The organism is Roseateles sp., from assembly GCF_965262435.1.
In the GTDB taxonomy this organism is placed as follows: Bacteria; Pseudomonadota; Gammaproteobacteria; order Burkholderiales; family Burkholderiaceae_C; genus Paucibacter_A.
The window spans coordinates 4,341,658-4,358,438 of record NZ_OZ253537.1 but is presented as its reverse complement, the minus strand read 5'-3'; the positions used below and the strand labels follow the sequence as shown (position 1 = coordinate 4,358,438).

Here is a 16,781-nt window from a genome sequence, read left to right as displayed (position 1 = left end):
TTCCCGCCCAGCTGAAGCCCTCCTTGCGAGGGCTTCTTGCATGGCGGTGTGCAGCGCCGTTCAGGCCGATAGGGCCACAGGCGGCCAATCCATGCCCGGCACGCGCACCGCCCGGCCTTGCTGCGCACGCTGCCCCATGTTTTGCAGTTCCTGCTCGATGCGGGCTCGGTCGGCCGCCTGCAGCATGTCCATCATGCGCTGGTCCAGGCCGGCCAGACGGCGCTGCGCAGCCAGCACGCGCTCGCGCTGGCCTTGCAGGCGCAGGGCCAGCGTTGCCTGGGTCTGCTCGGCCTGTGCATCTTGCCCCAGGGCCTGCTGGCTCAGCGCCATCGCTTGGAGGCAGCGTACCGCTTGGAATTCGCGCAGCGGCAGCTCCACGGGTTCGAACACGCGCTGCAACTCTTGCAAGGCCTGCGCATGCTGGCCAGCGGCTTGCAGTTCCAGGCCCAGCTCCAGGCGCATGGGCCGGATCAGGCCCTGCCAATCGCGCGCCAGCGCCAGGGCCAGAACCTCGCGCAGTAGCTGCCCGGCACGCTCGGTCTGCCCCGCTCGGCGGAGCCAACGCGCTTGATTGCCGTGCCAGATGGCATCGATGTAGCAGCTGTGGGCCAAAGCCGCCATATGGTGCTCGCCCTGCGCCTGCACCCGGCCGAAGCGCGGCAGCAACTGGCGCGCGGCATCGGGCTCACCGCAGTCTTGATACGCATCGAAGAGCACACAGGCCAGGTGCAGGGCATTGGAGTAGCGCAGCTGCTTGGCTGCTGACGCTGTGCATTGCTCGGCAAAACCTATCGCTTCCAGCATGAAGCGTTCGGCCAGCAGGCCGTCGCCCATGCTCAGGTAGCACATGGCCGCGCGCTCCATCGCCTGTGCCGAGAGTTCGGTCGAACCCAGGGCCAGCGCATCTTGCAAGGCAAGATGGGTGGCGCTCAGGGCCGGCTGTGGCCAGGCCAGCAGGTTGTAAGCGAAGGCCTGAAAGACAAACACCTCGGCACGTTCGACCGTGGGCCCGTGCCCTGAAAGCAGCTCCAGGGCCTCGGCACCGCTGTGCAAAATGTCCTCCAGCCGGTCGAACTTGCTCAAGCTGCGCATGCGCAGCAGCAGGCCACGCACCCGCAGTCGGTGGAGCTCGGCGCTGTCCGGGTGTCTGAAGCGCAATTCCTCGAGCAAGGGTTCGAGCGCCTGCAGCACGTCCTCGAAGTGAGCCTGCGAGAAGCTCTTCTGCAAGGCCGTCAGTCGCGCGCTGGCCTCAGCAAGGTTTGCACCCGAGGGCGACGGAGCGAGCGGCGGGTCGGACGTCGGCATGAGGCTCTTTGGGCAAGGCGCGCACGGTGCTAGCAGGCTGGTGCAGTGTGCCCAAGTTTGCTCGGCAGTGCCCGGCGCATCAGGGTAAATAAGCACATGAAAACGGCCGAATCACGGGAGTGCCTTTCGTCATGTCCGATGTGGCTGTGTATCGTCACGGCTTCGTCAAACACCTGCCCAGCTCTCATGAAACGACTGATTCCCGCCGGCCTGCTGCTGGCCATCACCGCTGCCCATGCCGCCGAAGGCATGTGGATGCCGCAGCAACTGCCGCAGATTGCCAAGCAGCTCAAGGCCGCCGGTCTGAAGCTGGACCCGGCCCGCTTGAACCAGCTGACCGAGTTCCCCATGGGCGCCGTGGTCAGCCTGGGCGGCTGCACCGCCTCCTTCGTCTCGCCTCAAGGCCTGGTGGTCACCAACCACCACTGCGCCTACGGCAGCATCCAGTACAACTCGACCGCGCAGCGCGACCTGCTGAAGAACGGCTTCCTGGCCGCTGACTTCAAGGACGAGCTGCCGGCCGCTCCGGGCAGCCGCATCTTCGTGACCGAAGAGGTCAAGGACGTCACGGCCCAGGTGCTGGACGCCAAGACGGCCGCACTCTCGGGCAAGGCCCGTGTCGACGCTATCGAAGCCAAGGAAAAGGCCCTGGTCGCCGCCTGCGAGCTGGACAAAGCCTACCGCTGCCGCGTGGCGGCCTTCTACGGTGGTCTTCAGTACCAGCTGATCAAGCAGATGCAGATCCGCGACGTGCGCCTGGTCCACGCGCCGGCCGATATGGTGGGCCGTTTCGGTGGCGACACCGACAACTGGATCTGGCCGCGCCACACCGGCGACTACAGCTTCTACCGCGCCTACGTCGGCCCGGACGGCAAGCCGGCCGACTTCAGCGCTGACAACAAGCCCTACCAGCCCAAGCACCATCTGAAGCTGGCCAGCACGCCGCTGAACGAAGGCGACTTCGTCATGGTCACCGGCTACCCGGGCCGCACCCAGCGCCACCGCCTGCCGCAGGAAGTGGACTTCGCCTTCAGCTTTTCCCAGCCGACCGCAATCAAGAACATGGGCATGCAGCTGGACCTGATCAAGCAGGAAACCAGCGGTCGCCGCGAGGCCGAGATCGCCATGGCCGGCACGGTGGCTGGCCTCGGCAACGGCTTCAAGAACTTGCAAGGCCAGATGGCCAGCTATGCCGACAGCGACATCTTGGAGCGCAAGCGCCGCGCCTTTGATGAGCTCAAGGCCTGGGTCAACGCCGATGCCGCCCGCCGCGCCCAATACGGCACCGACTTGGCCGCGGTTGAAAGTCTGTTGGCCGAACGGCAAGCCCTGGCACGCCAGGAAAGCTCCTTGCGTGTCTATGTGCCTCGCCTGCTGGGCACGGCTCGCGGTTTGTATCAATTCGCTCAGCAACAAGCGCTGCCCGATGCTCAGCGCAAGCCTGGCTTCCAAGAGCGTGACACCCTGCGTCTGCGCCAAGGCCTGGAGTCGCAAGACCGCCGCTATGACGCCCAGACCGACATTCGCCTGGCCTCGCATTTCTACGCCCAGTATCTGGCTCAGCCTGCCGAACAACTGAGCCAGCCGGTGCTCAAGGCCTTGGGCCTGAAGGCCGGCATGGACGAGGCGGCCGTCAAGGCCCGATTGCAGCAGCTTCAGGCCGCCAGCCAGCTGACCGACAAGGCCACCCGGCTGGGCTGGATGCAGCGCAGCGTGGCCGACTTTGCAGCCAGCCAAGACGCCTATATCGCGGCCGCTGTGGCCTTGTACGAGGAAGATGAGCGCATCGAGTTGCGTGACAAGGAACTCGGCGGTCGCATCGACCAGGCCTATGCCAACACCATGGCCGCCCTGATGGCCTTCAAGGCCAGCAAGGGCGAGGCGCTGTACCCTGATGCCAACGGCACCCTGCGTGTCAGCTTCGGCCAGGTGCAAGGCCGCAAGCCCGGCAGCGACGGCAACGAGTGGAAGGCCTTCACCACCTTGCGCGGCATCACCGCCAAGCACACCGGCACCGGCGACTTTGACGCCCCCGAGGTGCAACGCAAGGCCATTGCCGCGCGTCAGTTCGACAAGTACGCGGTCAAGTCGCTGGACTCCGTGCCGGTCAACTTCCTGGCCACCCTGGACACCACCGGCGGTAACTCCGGCTCGCCGGTGCTGAACAGCCGTGCCGAGCTGGTGGGCTTGCTGTTTGACGGCACGCTCGACGCGGTGATCTCCAACTGGGACTTCAATCCCAAGATGACCCGCAGTATCAATGTCGATGTTCGCTACATGCTCTGGCAGATGAAGGTGGTCGACAAGGCGGACCGCGTGCTCAAGGAGCTGAACGCGCTCTGAGCGGCACGGTTCCGGCTCTCAAGGCCCTCCGCTGGAGGGCCTTTTTCATGGGGCTTTCCCATGGCTCTTTGCTGCGCTCTCAGGGTTTGTCTGCGTGCCTCTTCACACTGCGAGAGCCGCGCAAAAGCAGGTATGGTGCGGGCTTCCCATACCCGGGCGGAGACCCTCGCATGAAACTCAAGACCTGGCCCCATCGGGCCGCAGTCCCTGTGCTGGCATCGCTGGCGCTGCTGAATCTGGGCGCCGCCCAGGCCGAAGAAGGCATGTGGATGCCGCAACAGCTGCCGCAGATCAGCAAGGCGCTCAAGCAGGCTGGCTTGAAGCTGGACCCGGCCAAGCTGACCCAGCTGACCGAGTTCCCCATGGGCGCCGTGATCAGCCTGGCCGGTTGCACGGCCTCTTTCGTTTCGCCGCAAGGCCTGGTGGTGACCAACCACCACTGCGCCTACGGCAGCATCCAGTTCAACTCCACGCCCGAGCGCGACCTGCTCAAGAAGGGCTTCCTGGCCGCCGACTTCAAGGATGAGCTGCCGGCCGCCCCGGGCAGCCGCGTGCTGGTGACGGTCGATGTGCGTGATGTCAGTGCCCAGGTCATGGACAGCGCCACCTCGGCGCTCAAGGGCAAGGCCCGCAGCGATGCGATCGAGGCCAAGGAAAAAGCCCTGGTGGCCGAGTGCGAGAAGGATGCCGGCCACCGCTGCCGCGTCGCGCGCTTCTACGGCAGCCTGGTGTTTCAGCTGATCAAACAGATGGAAATTCGCGACGTGCGCCTGGTGCACGCGCCGGCCCAGGGCGTGGGCCTGTTCGGCGGCGACGCCGACAACTGGATGTGGCCGCGCCACACTGGCGACTACAGCTTCTACCGCGCCTATGTCGGCCCGGACGGCAAGCCGGCCGATTTCAGCGCCGACAACAAGCCCTACCAGCCCAAGCACCACCTGAAGCTGGCCAGCAGCCCCTTGAAGGACGGTGACTTCGTCATGGTGACGGGTTACCCGGGCGGCACCGACCGCCACCGCCTGCCCACCGAAGTTGCTTTCAATTTCGACTGGGAAGCGCCCGAGCTGGTCAAGGCCTTCGCCCAGCAGCTGGACCTGATCAAGCAGGAAACTGCAGGCCGCCGCGACGCCGAAATCAAGCTGGCCAACACCGTGGCCGGCATCGGCAACTACTACAAGAACCTGCAAGGCCAGCTGCAGAGCTGGCAGGGCAGCGACATCCTGGCCCGCAAGCAGGCCGATTTCGCCGCCCTCAAGGCCTGGGTGAATGGCGACGCCGGCCGGCGCGCCCAGTACGGCGCCGGCCTGGCTGAGGTCGAGCGTTTGCTCGACGAGCGCCAGGCCATCACCCGCCGTGAGCTGCTCCTGAACTTCGCCTCCACCACCTTGCTCAGCGGTGCGCGCACCCTCTACCAGCAGGCGCAGGAGAACCTCAAGCCCGACGCCGAGCGCAAGCCCGGTTTCCAGCAGCGCGACCAGCAGCGCCGCCGCCAGGCCGTTGAGGCCATGGAGCGCCGCTATGACGAGCAAGTCGACAAGCGCGTGGCCTCCTATTTCTTCGCCCAGTACCTGGCCCAGCCGGCAGCGCAGCTGAACCCGGTGCTGCTGCAAGCCCTGGGTCTGCAGCAAGGCATGAGCGAGAGCGCGGTGCGTGCTCGCCTGGACGCCATCTATGCCGGCAGCAAGATGGCCGACAAGACCGAGCGCATGGCCTGGCTCTCGCGCAGCGTCGATGAGTTCAAGGCCAGCAGCGACAGCCTGATCGCCGCCGCCGTGGCCCTTTACGCCGACGACCGCGCCCGTGAGGACCGTGACAAGGAATTGGGCGGACAGGTCCAGCGTGCCTATGCCGAGACCATGAAGGCCTTGATCGCCTTCAAGGCCAGCCAAGGCCAGGCCGTCTACCCCGATGCCAATGGCACGCTGCGCGTCAGCTTCGGCAAGGTGGCCGGCCGCGCCGAGGGTGCCGACGGCACGGCCTGGTCGGCGTTCACGACCCTGCGCGGCATCGTCGCCAAGCACAAGGGCGAAGGCGAGTTCAATGCGCCAGCCGAGCAGCTCGCCGCCATCAAGGCGCGCCAGTTCGACCAGTACGGGGTCAAGTCACTCGACTCGGTGCCGGTCAACTTCCTGGCCACCTTGGACACCACCGGCGGCAACTCCGGCTCACCGGTGCTGAACCAGAACGCCGAGCTGGTCGGTCTGCTGTTCGATGGCACGCTGGACGCTGTGATTTCCGACTGGGACTTCAACCCCAAGACCACGCGCAGCATCTGCCTGGATGCGCGCTACATGCTCTGGCAGATGAAGGTGGTCGACAAGGCCGAGCGTCTCCTGAAGGAAATGAAGGCGCTGTGAAGCGCGGCCAGCCCCTGCGGGGGCCGGCCTGTCAGCGATCCCTGCTGCCCGGGTAGGTGCCCGGCAGCAGGATGCTGCGGTCCACGCCTTCCAACCGGGTGTGGCCGCTGAAGGCCATGGTCAGGTCCAGCTCCTTGTGGATCAGCTCCAAGGCTTTCGTCACCCCGGCCTCGCCCATGGCGCCCAAGCCGTAGAGGAAGGCGCGGCCGATGTAGGTGCCGCGCGCACCCAGGGCCCAGGCCTTGAGCACGTCCTGGCCCGAGCGGATGCCGCCGTCCATATGCACCTCGATCTCGCGGCCTACGGCCTCGACGATGCGGGGCAGGGCGTGGATGCTGGATTCAGCCCCGTCGAGCTGGCGGCCGCCATGGTTGCTGACGATCAGGGCATCGGCACCGGAGTTCACCGCCAGACGCGCGTCCTCGACATCCTGGATGCCTTTGAGGATGAGCTTGCCGCCCCAGCGCTTCTTGATCCACTCGACATCGCCCCAGTTCAGGCCCGGGTCGAACTGCTTGGCCGTCCACTCCGCCAGCGAGCCCATGTTCTCCACGCCCTTGACATGGCCGACGATATTGCCGAACTGGCGCCGTGAGGTGCCCAGCATCCCTAAGCACCAGCGTGGCTTTGTCATCAGGTTGATCAGGTTGGCCAGGGTGGGCTTGGGCGGCGCCGAGAGGCCGTTCTTGATGTCCTTGTGGCGTTGGCCGAGGATTTGCAGGTCCAGGGTCAGCACCAGGGCGCCGCAGCGGGCGGCCTTGGCGCGGTCGATCAATCGCTCGATGAAGTCGCGGTCGCGCATCACATAGAGCTGGAACCAGAACGGCGCTTTCGTGTGCGCGGCAATGTCCTCGATGGAGCAGATGCTCATGGTGGACAAGGTGAAAGGGACACCGAATTTCTCGGCCGCGCGGGCGGCCAGGATTTCGCCATCGGCATGCTGCATGCCGGTCAGGCCGGTCGGCGCGATCGCCACCGGCATCTTCACATCGACGCCCACCATGCGCGCCACCGTGCTGCGGTTCTCCATGTTCACGGCCACGCGCTGGCGCAGCTTGATGGCCTGGAAGTCCGCTGAGTTGGCGCGGTAGGTGCTCTCGGTCCAACTGCCCGAATCGGCATAGTCGTAGAACATGCGCGGCACGCGCTTTTGGGCCAGCAGGCGCAGGTCTTCGATGCAGGTGATGACGGGCATGGCGAACCGTTGGGTCATTGAGAACGAGGTCATCCTAGCCCGGAACGCATCACCTACACTGCGGCGCCATGGACCCAAGCCCGCCGCCTGCACCGACCCATCCCATCTGGCTGCGCCTGATCTGGCTGCTGGGCGGTGTGCTGAGCTTGGTGCTGGGCATCATCGGCATCTTTGTGCCTCTGTTGCCGACCACGCCTTTTGTGCTGCTGGCCGCCTTCTGCTTTGCGCGCGGCAGCAGCCGCTGCGAGCGCTGGTTGCTGGGCCACCGCGTCTTTGGTCCCATGGTGCGTGACTGGCGCGCCAACCGCGCCGTGCCCTTGCGAGCCAAGCAGCTGGCCAGCGTTATGATGGCCTTCGGCTCTGTGATGGCGGCCTTCAAGCTGCCGCTGCATCTGGCTTGGTTGCCCGCGGCGTGTTGCGCCGGCGTGGCGGCCTGGTTGTGGAGCCTGCCGACGCGCCGCCCTTGAGCGGCCTGTGCCGCTTCTTCTTCAGCTCGGCCGGCCGCGCGGCAGGCGCAGGCGCACGCACAGGCCGCGCTCGCTGGGCGGCAATTCGACGTCGCCGCCCAAGCGCTCCATCAGCGAGGCCACGATGTAGAGGCCCAGGCCCGAGCCTCCCTTGCCACGCTTGGTGGTGAAGAAAGGTTCGAACATGCGGGCGCGCACATCGGCGCTTGCGCCGCATCCATCGTCCGCCACATCGAGCAGCACATAACGGCCCTCCAGGCGTGCGCTGATCAGAATCAGCCCGCCGCGCCCCTCGGGAAACGCGTGGTTGATGCTGTTCATGATGAGGTTGGAGACCACTTGCGTGAGCAGGCCGGCGGCCATGCGCAGCTCGATCGCGGCGTCCACGTCCAGCTGCACCGAGACCATGGCCTTGCGCAGCGCCGGGCCCAGCACCGAGGCAATGCTGCGTAGATAGTCGAGCAGCACGAAGTCGCTGACCTCCTCGGAGGCCTGGTCCACCGTCACCTTCTTGAAGTTGCCGATCAGGCTGGCCGCGCGCTGCAAATTGCGCTCGACCAGATCGCTGCCGCTGATCAGGCGGGTGGACAGCTCGGTCAGTTCGACCCGGCTGACCCGTTCGCTGCGCAGGGCGGCGGCGAGTTTTTGGGCGTTCTCGGCCACGCTGGAGGCTGCCGTCACGGCCACGCCGATGGGTGTGTTGACTTCATGCGCCACGCCGGCCACCAGGCGGCCCAGGGCGTCGGCCTTTTCCTGTTCCATTTGCCACTGGGCGTGCTGGGCACAGGCCAGGTCGTGGCCGACCAGCAGGCGCTCGAACAAGCGCCCGAGGTGGCTGGCCTGCAGCATGTCCTGGCGGCTCCAGTTGCGGCTGGTTTTTTGTTCCAACCAGAGCAGGGCGACCAGGCGGTTCTGCACGAACAGCGGGATTTCGATGCGCGAAACGGCAGGCGCCAGGCCCGGCAGCAGGGCCAGTTCGGCCTCGCAGGGATGCAGGCGCAGATCCTGCAAAGCCAAGGCCTCGCTGCGGCCGGCCAGCAGCTGCAGGTAGGCGGCTTGCGCCGGCGCGCGCAGCAAGAGCCGCGAGGCGCCGTCTTCGGCCGGCTCGTCATGCAGGCGCAGCACGCCGGCGCTTTCGCTGGCCCACCAGAAATGCACGGTATCCAGCTGCATGATCTGCAGGGCGGCGCTGCGCATCTCCGAGGCGGCGAACACCACATCGGCTTCGCTTTCGATGCGCCAGTGCCGGTTCGACAGCTCCAGCAGCAGCTCCTCGGGCTGCTTGCGGGTCAGGTCGTAATGGGCCAGGCGGAGCAGGCGTTCGGGCAGGCTCAGCCGTTCGATTTCCTCGCGCAAGGCCTGGTGTTGCCAGAGATGGTCGAGCGCGGCGTGCGCATCGCCCTCGGCTTGCAGCAGGCGTGCCAGTTGCAGATGGGCCTGGCTTTCGCCGCTGCGCGACTGGATCTGGCGCGCCAAGGCCAGCGCCTGCCGGGCACTGCGCAGGGCCGCGTCGCGGTCACCTCGTGCCAAAGCGATCTCGGTCCAGGTCTGGCAGGCCATGCCTTCCAGCCATTGGTGGCCCAGGCGGCGCGCCCAGGTCAGGGCCAGCTGGCAGGGCTCGGCGGCCGCCTCGACCTGGCGACGGGCCAGCGCCGTGCGTGCCAGCTGCCAATAAGCTTCGCCGATGAACTCCGGGTGCGGGCCGCGCTGGGCTTGTTCCAGGCCGATGCGGAATTGCGCTTCGGCGTCGGCCAGCTGGGCGTTCTCGAAATGGCCCACACCCATATTGAGCGCCAGTTTGGCTGCCAGATAGGGGTCGTCCACCTGACCGAGCAGCTCGGCCGCATCACGGTGAAAGCGCCGACCGCGGTCCCAGGCGCCCAGGGCGTAGTGGATCTGGCCCAGACCGATGCGCGCCGCCACGCCGACGCGCAACTGCTCGGCTTGCCGTGCCGTCCGTTGCTGTGCCTCTGCCTCCGCCTGAGGCTCGCCACGGGCTTGCGTGAGGCTGGACAGATCCAGCGCGCGCGACCATTGCTCGGTGGCCTCGAAGTACTCGCCCTTCTGATACGCGACCCGGCCCAGCGCCTCGTGCATGCAGGCCGCTTGAGGGGGTAGATGGGCTTCGGCCGCTTCGTTCAGCGCGCGGTTCAGCTCAGGCTGCAGGCTCAAGGCCAAGCCCATGCGCTCGGCCAGGTAGAACTGGGCATAGAGGGCGTCGAGTGCCGCAGCCAGCTCGCCGGCCTGGCGCAGGGCGTGGACCAAGCGCGCGTAGCGCGCCAGGGCGCAGCGGGGGTGGCGGCTGGCCAGCCGTGCCAGGCGTTGCAGGGCAGGGCAGCTCCGTCCTTGCGTGGCGGGGCCGGTTGGGCCGATGAGGCCGATAGGGGCTGGGGCGGGCTGGTTCAGCAGGGCAGCTCTCCTTCAGGCCGCCTGCTTGGCCCTGCGAGGCGCAGGGCGCGCAGATGTTGCGGCCGCAGAGCGGAAGGATAGCAGCGCAGCGCCTGTTCCGGCCCGGCTGGCGTTCAGAACAGGCTCAGGTTTTCGGCTGGCGCCGGGCCAGCGCTGACAGGCGCGCGGCGGGCGCGGGCGCGCATGTCGGAAGCTTGGCCGGCCTGGCCCGGGCGGCTCAAGCCTCCCATGCGCACGCCGAGCAGGCGGATGCGTTTGTCCAGCGCCACCCGCTTCAGGCAGGCGCCGGCGGCGCGGCGTATGGCCTGGGCGTCTTGCGTGGGCAGCTCAAGGGTCAGGTCGCGGGTGACGGTGTGAAAGCCTTCAAAGCGCAGCTTGATGCCGACCGTGCGGCCGAGGTAGCCCTTGCGCTGCAGGTCGCTGGCCAGCTGTTCACACAGGCGCGTGAAGATGGCGCCCAGGGCGGCGCGGTCGTGCACGGCATGCAGATCGCGCTCGAAGGTGGTCTCTCTGCTGATGGACACCGGCTCGCTGTGCGTGACCACGGGCCGGTGGTCGCGGCCATGGGCGGCTTCGTGCAGCCAGGCGCCGAAGCTCTTGCCGAACTGGGCGATCAGCATGGCCGGATCGGCCGCGGCCAGCTGGCCCACGGTTTCCAGGCCCAGGGCTTGCAGCTTGGCGCCGGCCTTGGGGCCGATGCCGTTGATCTTGCGCACGCCCAGTGGCCAGATGCGGGTCTGCAAGTCGTCAGGCGCCAGCAGCAGGGTGATGCCGTCGGGCTTGTCCAGCTCGGAGGCGATCTTGGACAGCAGCTTGTTGGGCGTGATGCCGATCGAGCAGGTCAGGCCGGTGGCGCGCAGCACCGAGTTCTTGATCTCGCGCGCCACCGCCCGCACGCCGCCCAGCGGGTCAAAGCCGACCGCTTCGCGGATGCCGGCAACGTCGCCGAGGTCGATGTACGCAGTGTATGGCGAAAAAATAGGTGTCGGTTGGTCTGTATGACTGACTAAAAACGGCATGGTCACTACGGACGATGCCATCGCGTTCGGGAATTGCGTGACAACATCTGCTACGTATGTCATGAAACTCGGCCAGATGGCAGGTTTTTGCGAGTTTTCTTACATTCCCCTTGAGATGCCTTCACTATTGCGGTGACGTACCGCAATTGCGGTTCCAGCCCGCAAAGTACCGCAATGTGTCCGGGCAACGGGTGAGGTAGTCGCGCCGTGCATGCTTGAGTTCGACGGAGCCTCCGCGCGCCACTCAGCGTTCGAGCCGGACGCGAAGTCTCCGTGCACGTTCGCGAAAAACCTTTTCACCATGTTGATTTCCGCAGAACACTGACCCACCACTCGCAGTAATTTCCGTCCAAACCTGACCCACGTATGAACCCTACCCTGCCGCTATTTGCGGCAGGAGCACTGGAGTGATTGACGTGGCGACATTAAGTGTCATCAGGCGATGGGCCCTGCGCGAGCAGTTGTCCATCCGCGAGATAGCCCGACGCACCGGCCTGTCTCGCAACACCATCAGGAAGTACCTGCGCGACGATGTGCAAGAGCCGGCCTATGCCAAGCGCGAGAGCCGCAGCCGGCTCGACCCGTTTGCCGAGAAGCTGGCCCACTGGCTCAAGACCGAGGCCGGCAAGAATCGCAAGCAGCGGCGCACGCTGAAGCAGATGCATGCCGAGCTCATGGAGCTTGGCTTCGACGGCTCCTACAACCGCGTGGCCGCCTTCGCGCGCGACTGGGCGGTCAAGCGCCAGGAGGCGCAGAAGACCACTGGCCGTGGCACCTTCGTGCCCCTGGTCTTCGACGCCGGCGAGGCCTTCCAGTTCGACTGGAGCGAGGACTGGGCCGTGCTGGGTGGCGAGCGCACCAAGCTGCAGGTGGCGCACTTCAAGCTCAGCCACAGCCGGGCCTTCTACATCCGGGCCTATCTGCTGCAGACCCACGAGATGCTGTTCGACGCCCACAACCACGCCTTCCGCGTGTTCGGTGGCGTGCCCAAGCGCGGCATCTACGACAACATGAAGACCGCCGTGGACAAGGTCCTGTCCGGCAAGGCGCGCGACGTCAACGCGCGCTTCGCCGCCATGGTCAGCCACTACCTCTTCGAGGCCGAGTTCTGCAACCCGGCTTCGGGCTGGGAGAAGGGCCAGATCGAGAAGAACGTGCGCGACGCACGGCATCGGCTCTGGCAGCCCGTGCCGGCCTTCCCGTCGCTGGACGCCTTGAACATCTGGCTGGAAGATCGCTGCAAGGCGCTGTGGCGAGAGATCGCACACGGCCAGCAGCCCGGCACGGTGTTCGACGCCTGGCAGCAGGAGAAGCAGTTGCTGATGAAGCTGCCCAGGCCCTTCGATGGCTTCGTCGAGCACACCAAGCGGGTCTCGCCGACCTGCCTCATCACCTTCGAACGCACCCGCTACAGCGTGCCGGCGTCTTACGCGAACCGGCCGGTGAGCCTGCGCGTCTACGCCGACCGGCTCGTGGTCGCGGCCGAGGGCAAGCTCATCTGCGAGCACAAGCGCGTGATCGACCGGCGCCACGACACCGGCATCGGCCAGACGATCTACGACTGGCGGCACTACCTGGCGGTGCTGCAGCGCAAGCCTGGCGCGCTGCGCAACGGGGCACCGTTCACCGAGCTGCCGGTGGCCTTCAAGCAGCTGCAGGCCGAGCTGCTCAAGAAGCAAGGCGGCGACCGCGAGATGGTCGACGTGCTCGCGCTGGTCCTGCACCACGAGGAGCAGTCGGTGCTGGCAGCAGTCGAACTGGCCCTTGAGGTCGGCGTGCCGACCAAGATGTATGTGCTCAACGTGTTGCACCGACTGCTGGACGGCAAGGCCGATCCACCGCCCGTGGACGCGCCGCACGCGCTGCGCCTGGCCACCGAACCGCAGGCCAACGTGAACCGCTACGACGAGCTGCGCGAAGAGAGGAAGGTGCGCCATGCGTAACCCCCCGAGTAACTCCGCGACCAACGCACTCGTCACCGCGCTGCGCGGGCTGAAGATGTTCGGCATGGCGCAAGCCGTGGGCGAGCTGGCCGAGCAGGGCGCGCCGGCCTTCGAAGCAGCGCAGCCCTTCCTGGCGCAATTGCTCAAGGCCGAGACGGCTGAACGTGATGTGCGCGCCGTGGCCTACCAGCTCAAGCAGGCCCGCTTCCCGGTCTACCGCGACCTGGCCGGCTTCGAGTTCGCGCACAGCGAGGTCAACGAGGCCCTGGTCAAGCAGCTGCACCGCGGTGAGTTCATGGACCGGGCAGAGAACGTCGTGCTCGTCGGCGGGCCGGGCACGGGCAAGACGCACCTGGCCACGGCCATCGGGGTGCAGGCGCTGGAGCATCACCGGCGGCGGGTGCGCTTCTTCTCCACGGTCGAGCTGGTCAACCAGTTGGAGCAGGAGAAGGTCTGCAACAAGACCGGGCAGATGGCGCACCGGCTGGCCCACATGGACATGGTCGTGCTCGACGAGCTGGGCTACTTGCCCTTCAGCGCGTCGGGCGGCGCGCTGCTGTTCCACCTGCTGAGCAAGCTCTACGAGCGAACGAGCGTCGTCATCACGACGAACCTGAGCTTCAGCGAATGGGCCAGCGTCTTCGGCGATGCCAAGATGACCACGGCCTTGCTGGACCGGCTCACGCACCACTGTCATATCCTTGAGACCGGCAACGACAGCTACCGCTTCAAGAACAGTTCCGCACAACCCACCAAGAAGGAGTCCAAGACCAAGAAGTTACCCACAACCTGAGCCCGAGAGGCTCTAACAAGGGTGGGTCAAGATTGGATGGAAACGGTGGGTCAGGATCGCGTGGGAATCAACAAACTAGCCATGACAGTGTTTGTACTTGAGGCCAGAACCGCAGGGACAAGGCTCGTTGCGGCCGACCTTGTTGCCGGTCGCGCGTCGCGAGGGCCTTGACTGTGGAGCGACTTGCGCAGCAAGGATTCGCCGCATTGCCAATGCTTGCTGCCGCGATACCAATGGCTTGACGCGCTGCTGGGCGATCAGGGCCTTCTGGCTGGCGATCTCCTTCGCCTGTTGAGCTGTGAACCCTGGCGCGTAGGGCTCGAGGCGCGCCATCTCCCGCTCCGCCGCATCGACATCCCCGCAGTAGGCGAGAACGACCGCGTACTGGCTGCGTACACCGACGATCCGATCGAGCATGTTGGCCTTGATCACCGTTGGAAGGACATGCTGCTCAAGAACCTCACGGGCGCCGTCGAACTCATGCACGAAGACGAAGTCGTCGGCAGCGTCCTGTCCGACGCGGACCAGCGAGTCGACGGCGTCAACAAGACCATAGAACTTCATCGCGTGGATGCGCGCGAACATCTCTGTCCTGCCCCGCGCCTTCGTGACCATCGCAAGGAGTTCCAACGCGTCGGCCATGTGCTTCAGATCGTGGTAATCGATGTCGGGCCGATGGACCAGTGCAGACAACTCGTGTTGCTTCAACCCGATCACCTGTTCAGGAGTGATCCCAAGCACCTCGTAGTTCTCCGCGACCACTTGACGGGCTTCGCGCTCTGCCACGTCGAGCTTTTTGAGCCGGAACAGCGCGCAGGCAGCGTTGTAGCGAAAGACGCGGTGATGCTTCGGCTTGTCCGGCAGCATAGCCCGCATAGCGTCGATGCTTCTGTCGACAGCATTCTGGTCCCCCTGATCAGCCTGGAAGTTCATGCGCTTCATGATGAAGGACAGGCGCTCGTCGCCGCCAAGCTCATGCTCGCCCAAGAGCCGTTCCATTTCAGCGAAGCGGCCTTGCAGTCGATCGGTACGCCCGTGCTTCATGTCGGAGAAGGCCAGGCCGTCAAGCGCCCAGAAGCGATCACTTGGCTCGACGGTCGGATCCTGGAGGACCTGTTCCAAGCCCTGCCAGATGTGGGGCGCGATACCGAGTTCGTGAAACATCTCCTCGCCGATCAGTTCCACCAGAACCTTGATCTCTCGAGTCTCCACCAGCATCCGGGTGTACAGGGAAAACCGCGAGGTGTCCCGGGTCTCCAACAGGGTCTTCAACAGCACTGCCTTCAGCGCTGATTTCGCCTTCGAGGCCACGGTCGCTTGCGCGGCCAGCAGATGCCGGCCCCCGAGGATGCGCATGGCATCGTGGACCTTGACACGACTATCGCCGTAGATTTCCGCGACGCCAGCTTGGCGCAGGGCACGAAGGATCGAGGCGATGGCCGGGTCAGTCAGCGCGATGGCATCGCGAAGGAGCTCGTTTACTTCGTGAGACTCAAGACCCACGTCGCAGAGACTCAACACCGCGACCGCGTCCTTGGATTGCGGCGGTAGTGCATCGAAGACCTTCTCGAGAATCACCTCCTGTGCCGTTTCCGCCGTGTTGGTCTGCTGCTCCAAATCATGGCAAAGCTGCTCCAGGTCGCCCGCATGTTCGCGCGCCGCGATGCGCGCCGCGCTTTCGACAAACAGCGGCATGCCGCGCGTCAACGCTTGCAGTCGCCCCAAAGTGGCTGCACTGCCGAACGTGCCAGCAGCGGTGCAGGCACTGGCCAGCTCGTCCAGGCCCCAGCCCAATAGACTCTCGCGCGTCAACCCGAGCGTGGCTTCGAGCTCGCGCAGCGAACCCACGGGCTGGCATAGCAGGACGAAGCGCAAGGAAGTCGTGCCCTCAACGACTCGCCGCAGGCTCTGCGCGTCCATTCGATGGACGTTGTCCAGCACCACGATCGGTTCCATGCCCTGACGTTGCAGGTAGTTGTCCAAGGCCGAGAGGGATTCCAAGCCGCTGGCCCCCGGAAGCAGGATTTCACGGCGCACGGGATCGCTTGCGCCGGCAAGCTTGGCCGCCAGTTCGCGGACCAGTGAAGACGCGAGAGCCTCGCTGGGTGTCTCAGCGCAGTCGTAGTAAGCACAACTCTGTGTGCTGTGGCAGGCGGCTTGCGCTGCCCATGCCGTTTTTCCGGCGCCGGAGAAGCCGGCGATGACTCTTACGCGTGCCCCAGTCTCGATGGCCGGTTCTTCAGCCTGGGGGCGGTAAGGGAGCGGTGGCGCCGGGAATTGCTGGAGCTGAACCACCAACTGCTCGAAGAGCGCGGGAAGATGCTCGATGAGGAAAGTGTGATCGGCGTGAGGTACGTTGCCGGCCGCCGCCGCCAAGATTCGACCCGCGAGTTTCCACACCAGGGAGTCCGGAGCCAAGGTCGGGAAGGGCAACGTTCCGGCGCGAGAGGTACACCATTGGACGCCCTCATCAATCGTGTGCCAAGCCGGGGGCAATGCCGCAAACAGGCCGGTGGCGCTTTGCCCCGGGTACACCACCTGAACGTCACCCAACGCGCCAGTCACGATGCTCTTGGTCAATGCGGGGCCAGGAGGCTGGTTGGTGACGACGAGGAAGCCTGGATCCCCCATACGCCTCCCCGCCGTGTGCTCTGAACGTAAGCGCTCAAAGCGCTCCAGCGCCTGAACGATGTCGCCCGGCATGATGGGATGCGCGCGTGTCTTGACTTGGATGTAGAGCCGCGCCGTGGGTGTAACGATTTCGATGTCCTCATCCCTTTCGACGACCACTAGGTTGGCGGCCAACGGCGCTGCATTCAACAGGCAGGCTGCAGCGTAGAGGTGCTGGTAGAGGAAGCCACGGTGAACGGCCGCGATCCTGACTTCTTGCGCGGGGTCGAGAGTCGGCAGCATTGTGTTTTTCATGGTTGAGGGCTAATGCTTGGAAGGT

The 16,781-nt window shown here is 65.7% G+C and carries 9 protein-coding genes and 1 pseudogene; 5 read left to right on the top strand and 5 right to left on the bottom strand.

What is annotated here, in order from left to right:
* Window positions 1–60: 60 nt before the first annotated feature.
* Window positions 61–1,305, bottom strand: a complete 1,245-nt coding sequence (locus ACQY39_RS18750; protein ID WP_428508814.1) for a hypothetical protein — start codon at window positions 1,303–1,305, stop codon at window positions 61–63.
* Window positions 1,306–1,491: 186 nt separating this feature from the next.
* On the opposite strand from ACQY39_RS18750, the gene ACQY39_RS18745 reads away from it, so the two are divergent.
* Window positions 1,492–3,648, top strand: a complete 2,157-nt coding sequence (locus tag ACQY39_RS18745) for a S46 family peptidase (RefSeq protein WP_428508812.1) — start codon at window positions 1,492–1,494, stop codon at window positions 3,646–3,648.
* Window positions 3,649–3,818: 170 nt separating this feature from the next.
* Complete coding sequence (locus tag ACQY39_RS18740; protein WP_428508810.1) at window positions 3,819–6,005, top strand: S46 family peptidase; 2,187 nt, start codon at window positions 3,819–3,821, stop codon at window positions 6,003–6,005.
* A gap of 31 nt (window positions 6,006–6,036) precedes the next feature.
* On the opposite strand, the gene ACQY39_RS18735 is transcribed toward ACQY39_RS18740, so the two are convergent.
* On the bottom strand, window positions 6,037–7,200 hold the full coding sequence (locus ACQY39_RS18735; protein ID WP_428508808.1) for an alpha-hydroxy acid oxidase: 1,164 nt from the start codon (window positions 7,198–7,200) through the stop codon (window positions 6,037–6,039).
* A gap of 68 nt (window positions 7,201–7,268) precedes the next feature.
* Here ACQY39_RS18735 and ACQY39_RS18730 point away from each other — a divergent pair, with 68 nt between their 5' ends.
* Complete coding sequence (locus ACQY39_RS18730; RefSeq protein ID WP_428508806.1) at window positions 7,269–7,667, top strand: YbaN family protein; 399 nt, start codon at window positions 7,269–7,271, stop codon at window positions 7,665–7,667.
* Window positions 7,668–7,688: 21 nt separating this feature from the next.
* Here ACQY39_RS18730 and ACQY39_RS18725 read toward each other — a convergent pair whose 3' ends face one another.
* Both ACQY39_RS18725 and ACQY39_RS18720 read right to left on the bottom strand, forming a co-directional pair.
* Window positions 7,689–9,932, bottom strand: coding sequence for an ATP-binding protein (locus ACQY39_RS18725; RefSeq protein WP_428508804.1), 2,244 nt, complete (start codon window positions 9,930–9,932; stop codon window positions 7,689–7,691).
* A 257-nt stretch (window positions 9,933–10,189) separates the two neighbouring features.
* Window positions 10,190–11,035 (bottom strand): annotated as a pseudogene (locus tag ACQY39_RS18720) (Y-family DNA polymerase); the annotation flags it as partial.
* Window positions 11,036–11,502: 467 nt separating this feature from the next.
* Between ACQY39_RS18720 and istA the strand changes: the two are divergent.
* Together istA and istB are read left to right on the top strand one after the other, a co-directional pair.
* Window positions 11,503–13,038 carry an IS21 family transposase gene (gene istA, locus ACQY39_RS18715; RefSeq protein ID WP_428508802.1) on the top strand — a complete coding sequence of 512 codons (1,536 nt, stop codon included), beginning with the start codon at window positions 11,503–11,505 and terminating at the stop codon, window positions 13,036–13,038.
* A complete protein-coding gene (gene istB / locus ACQY39_RS18710; protein ID WP_428508800.1) occupies window positions 13,031–13,831 on the top strand; it encodes an IS21-like element helper ATPase IstB in 801 nt (266 codons plus the stop codon). Before istA ends, istB begins: the two co-directional genes overlap by 8 nt.
* 75 nt (window positions 13,832–13,906) lie before the next feature.
* On the opposite strand, the gene ACQY39_RS18705 is transcribed toward istB, so the two are convergent.
* On the bottom strand, window positions 13,907–16,756 hold the full coding sequence (locus ACQY39_RS18705) for an SEC-C metal-binding domain-containing protein (protein ID WP_428508798.1): 2,850 nt from the start codon (window positions 16,754–16,756) through the stop codon (window positions 13,907–13,909).
* Between the last annotated feature and the right edge of the window lie 25 nt (window positions 16,757–16,781).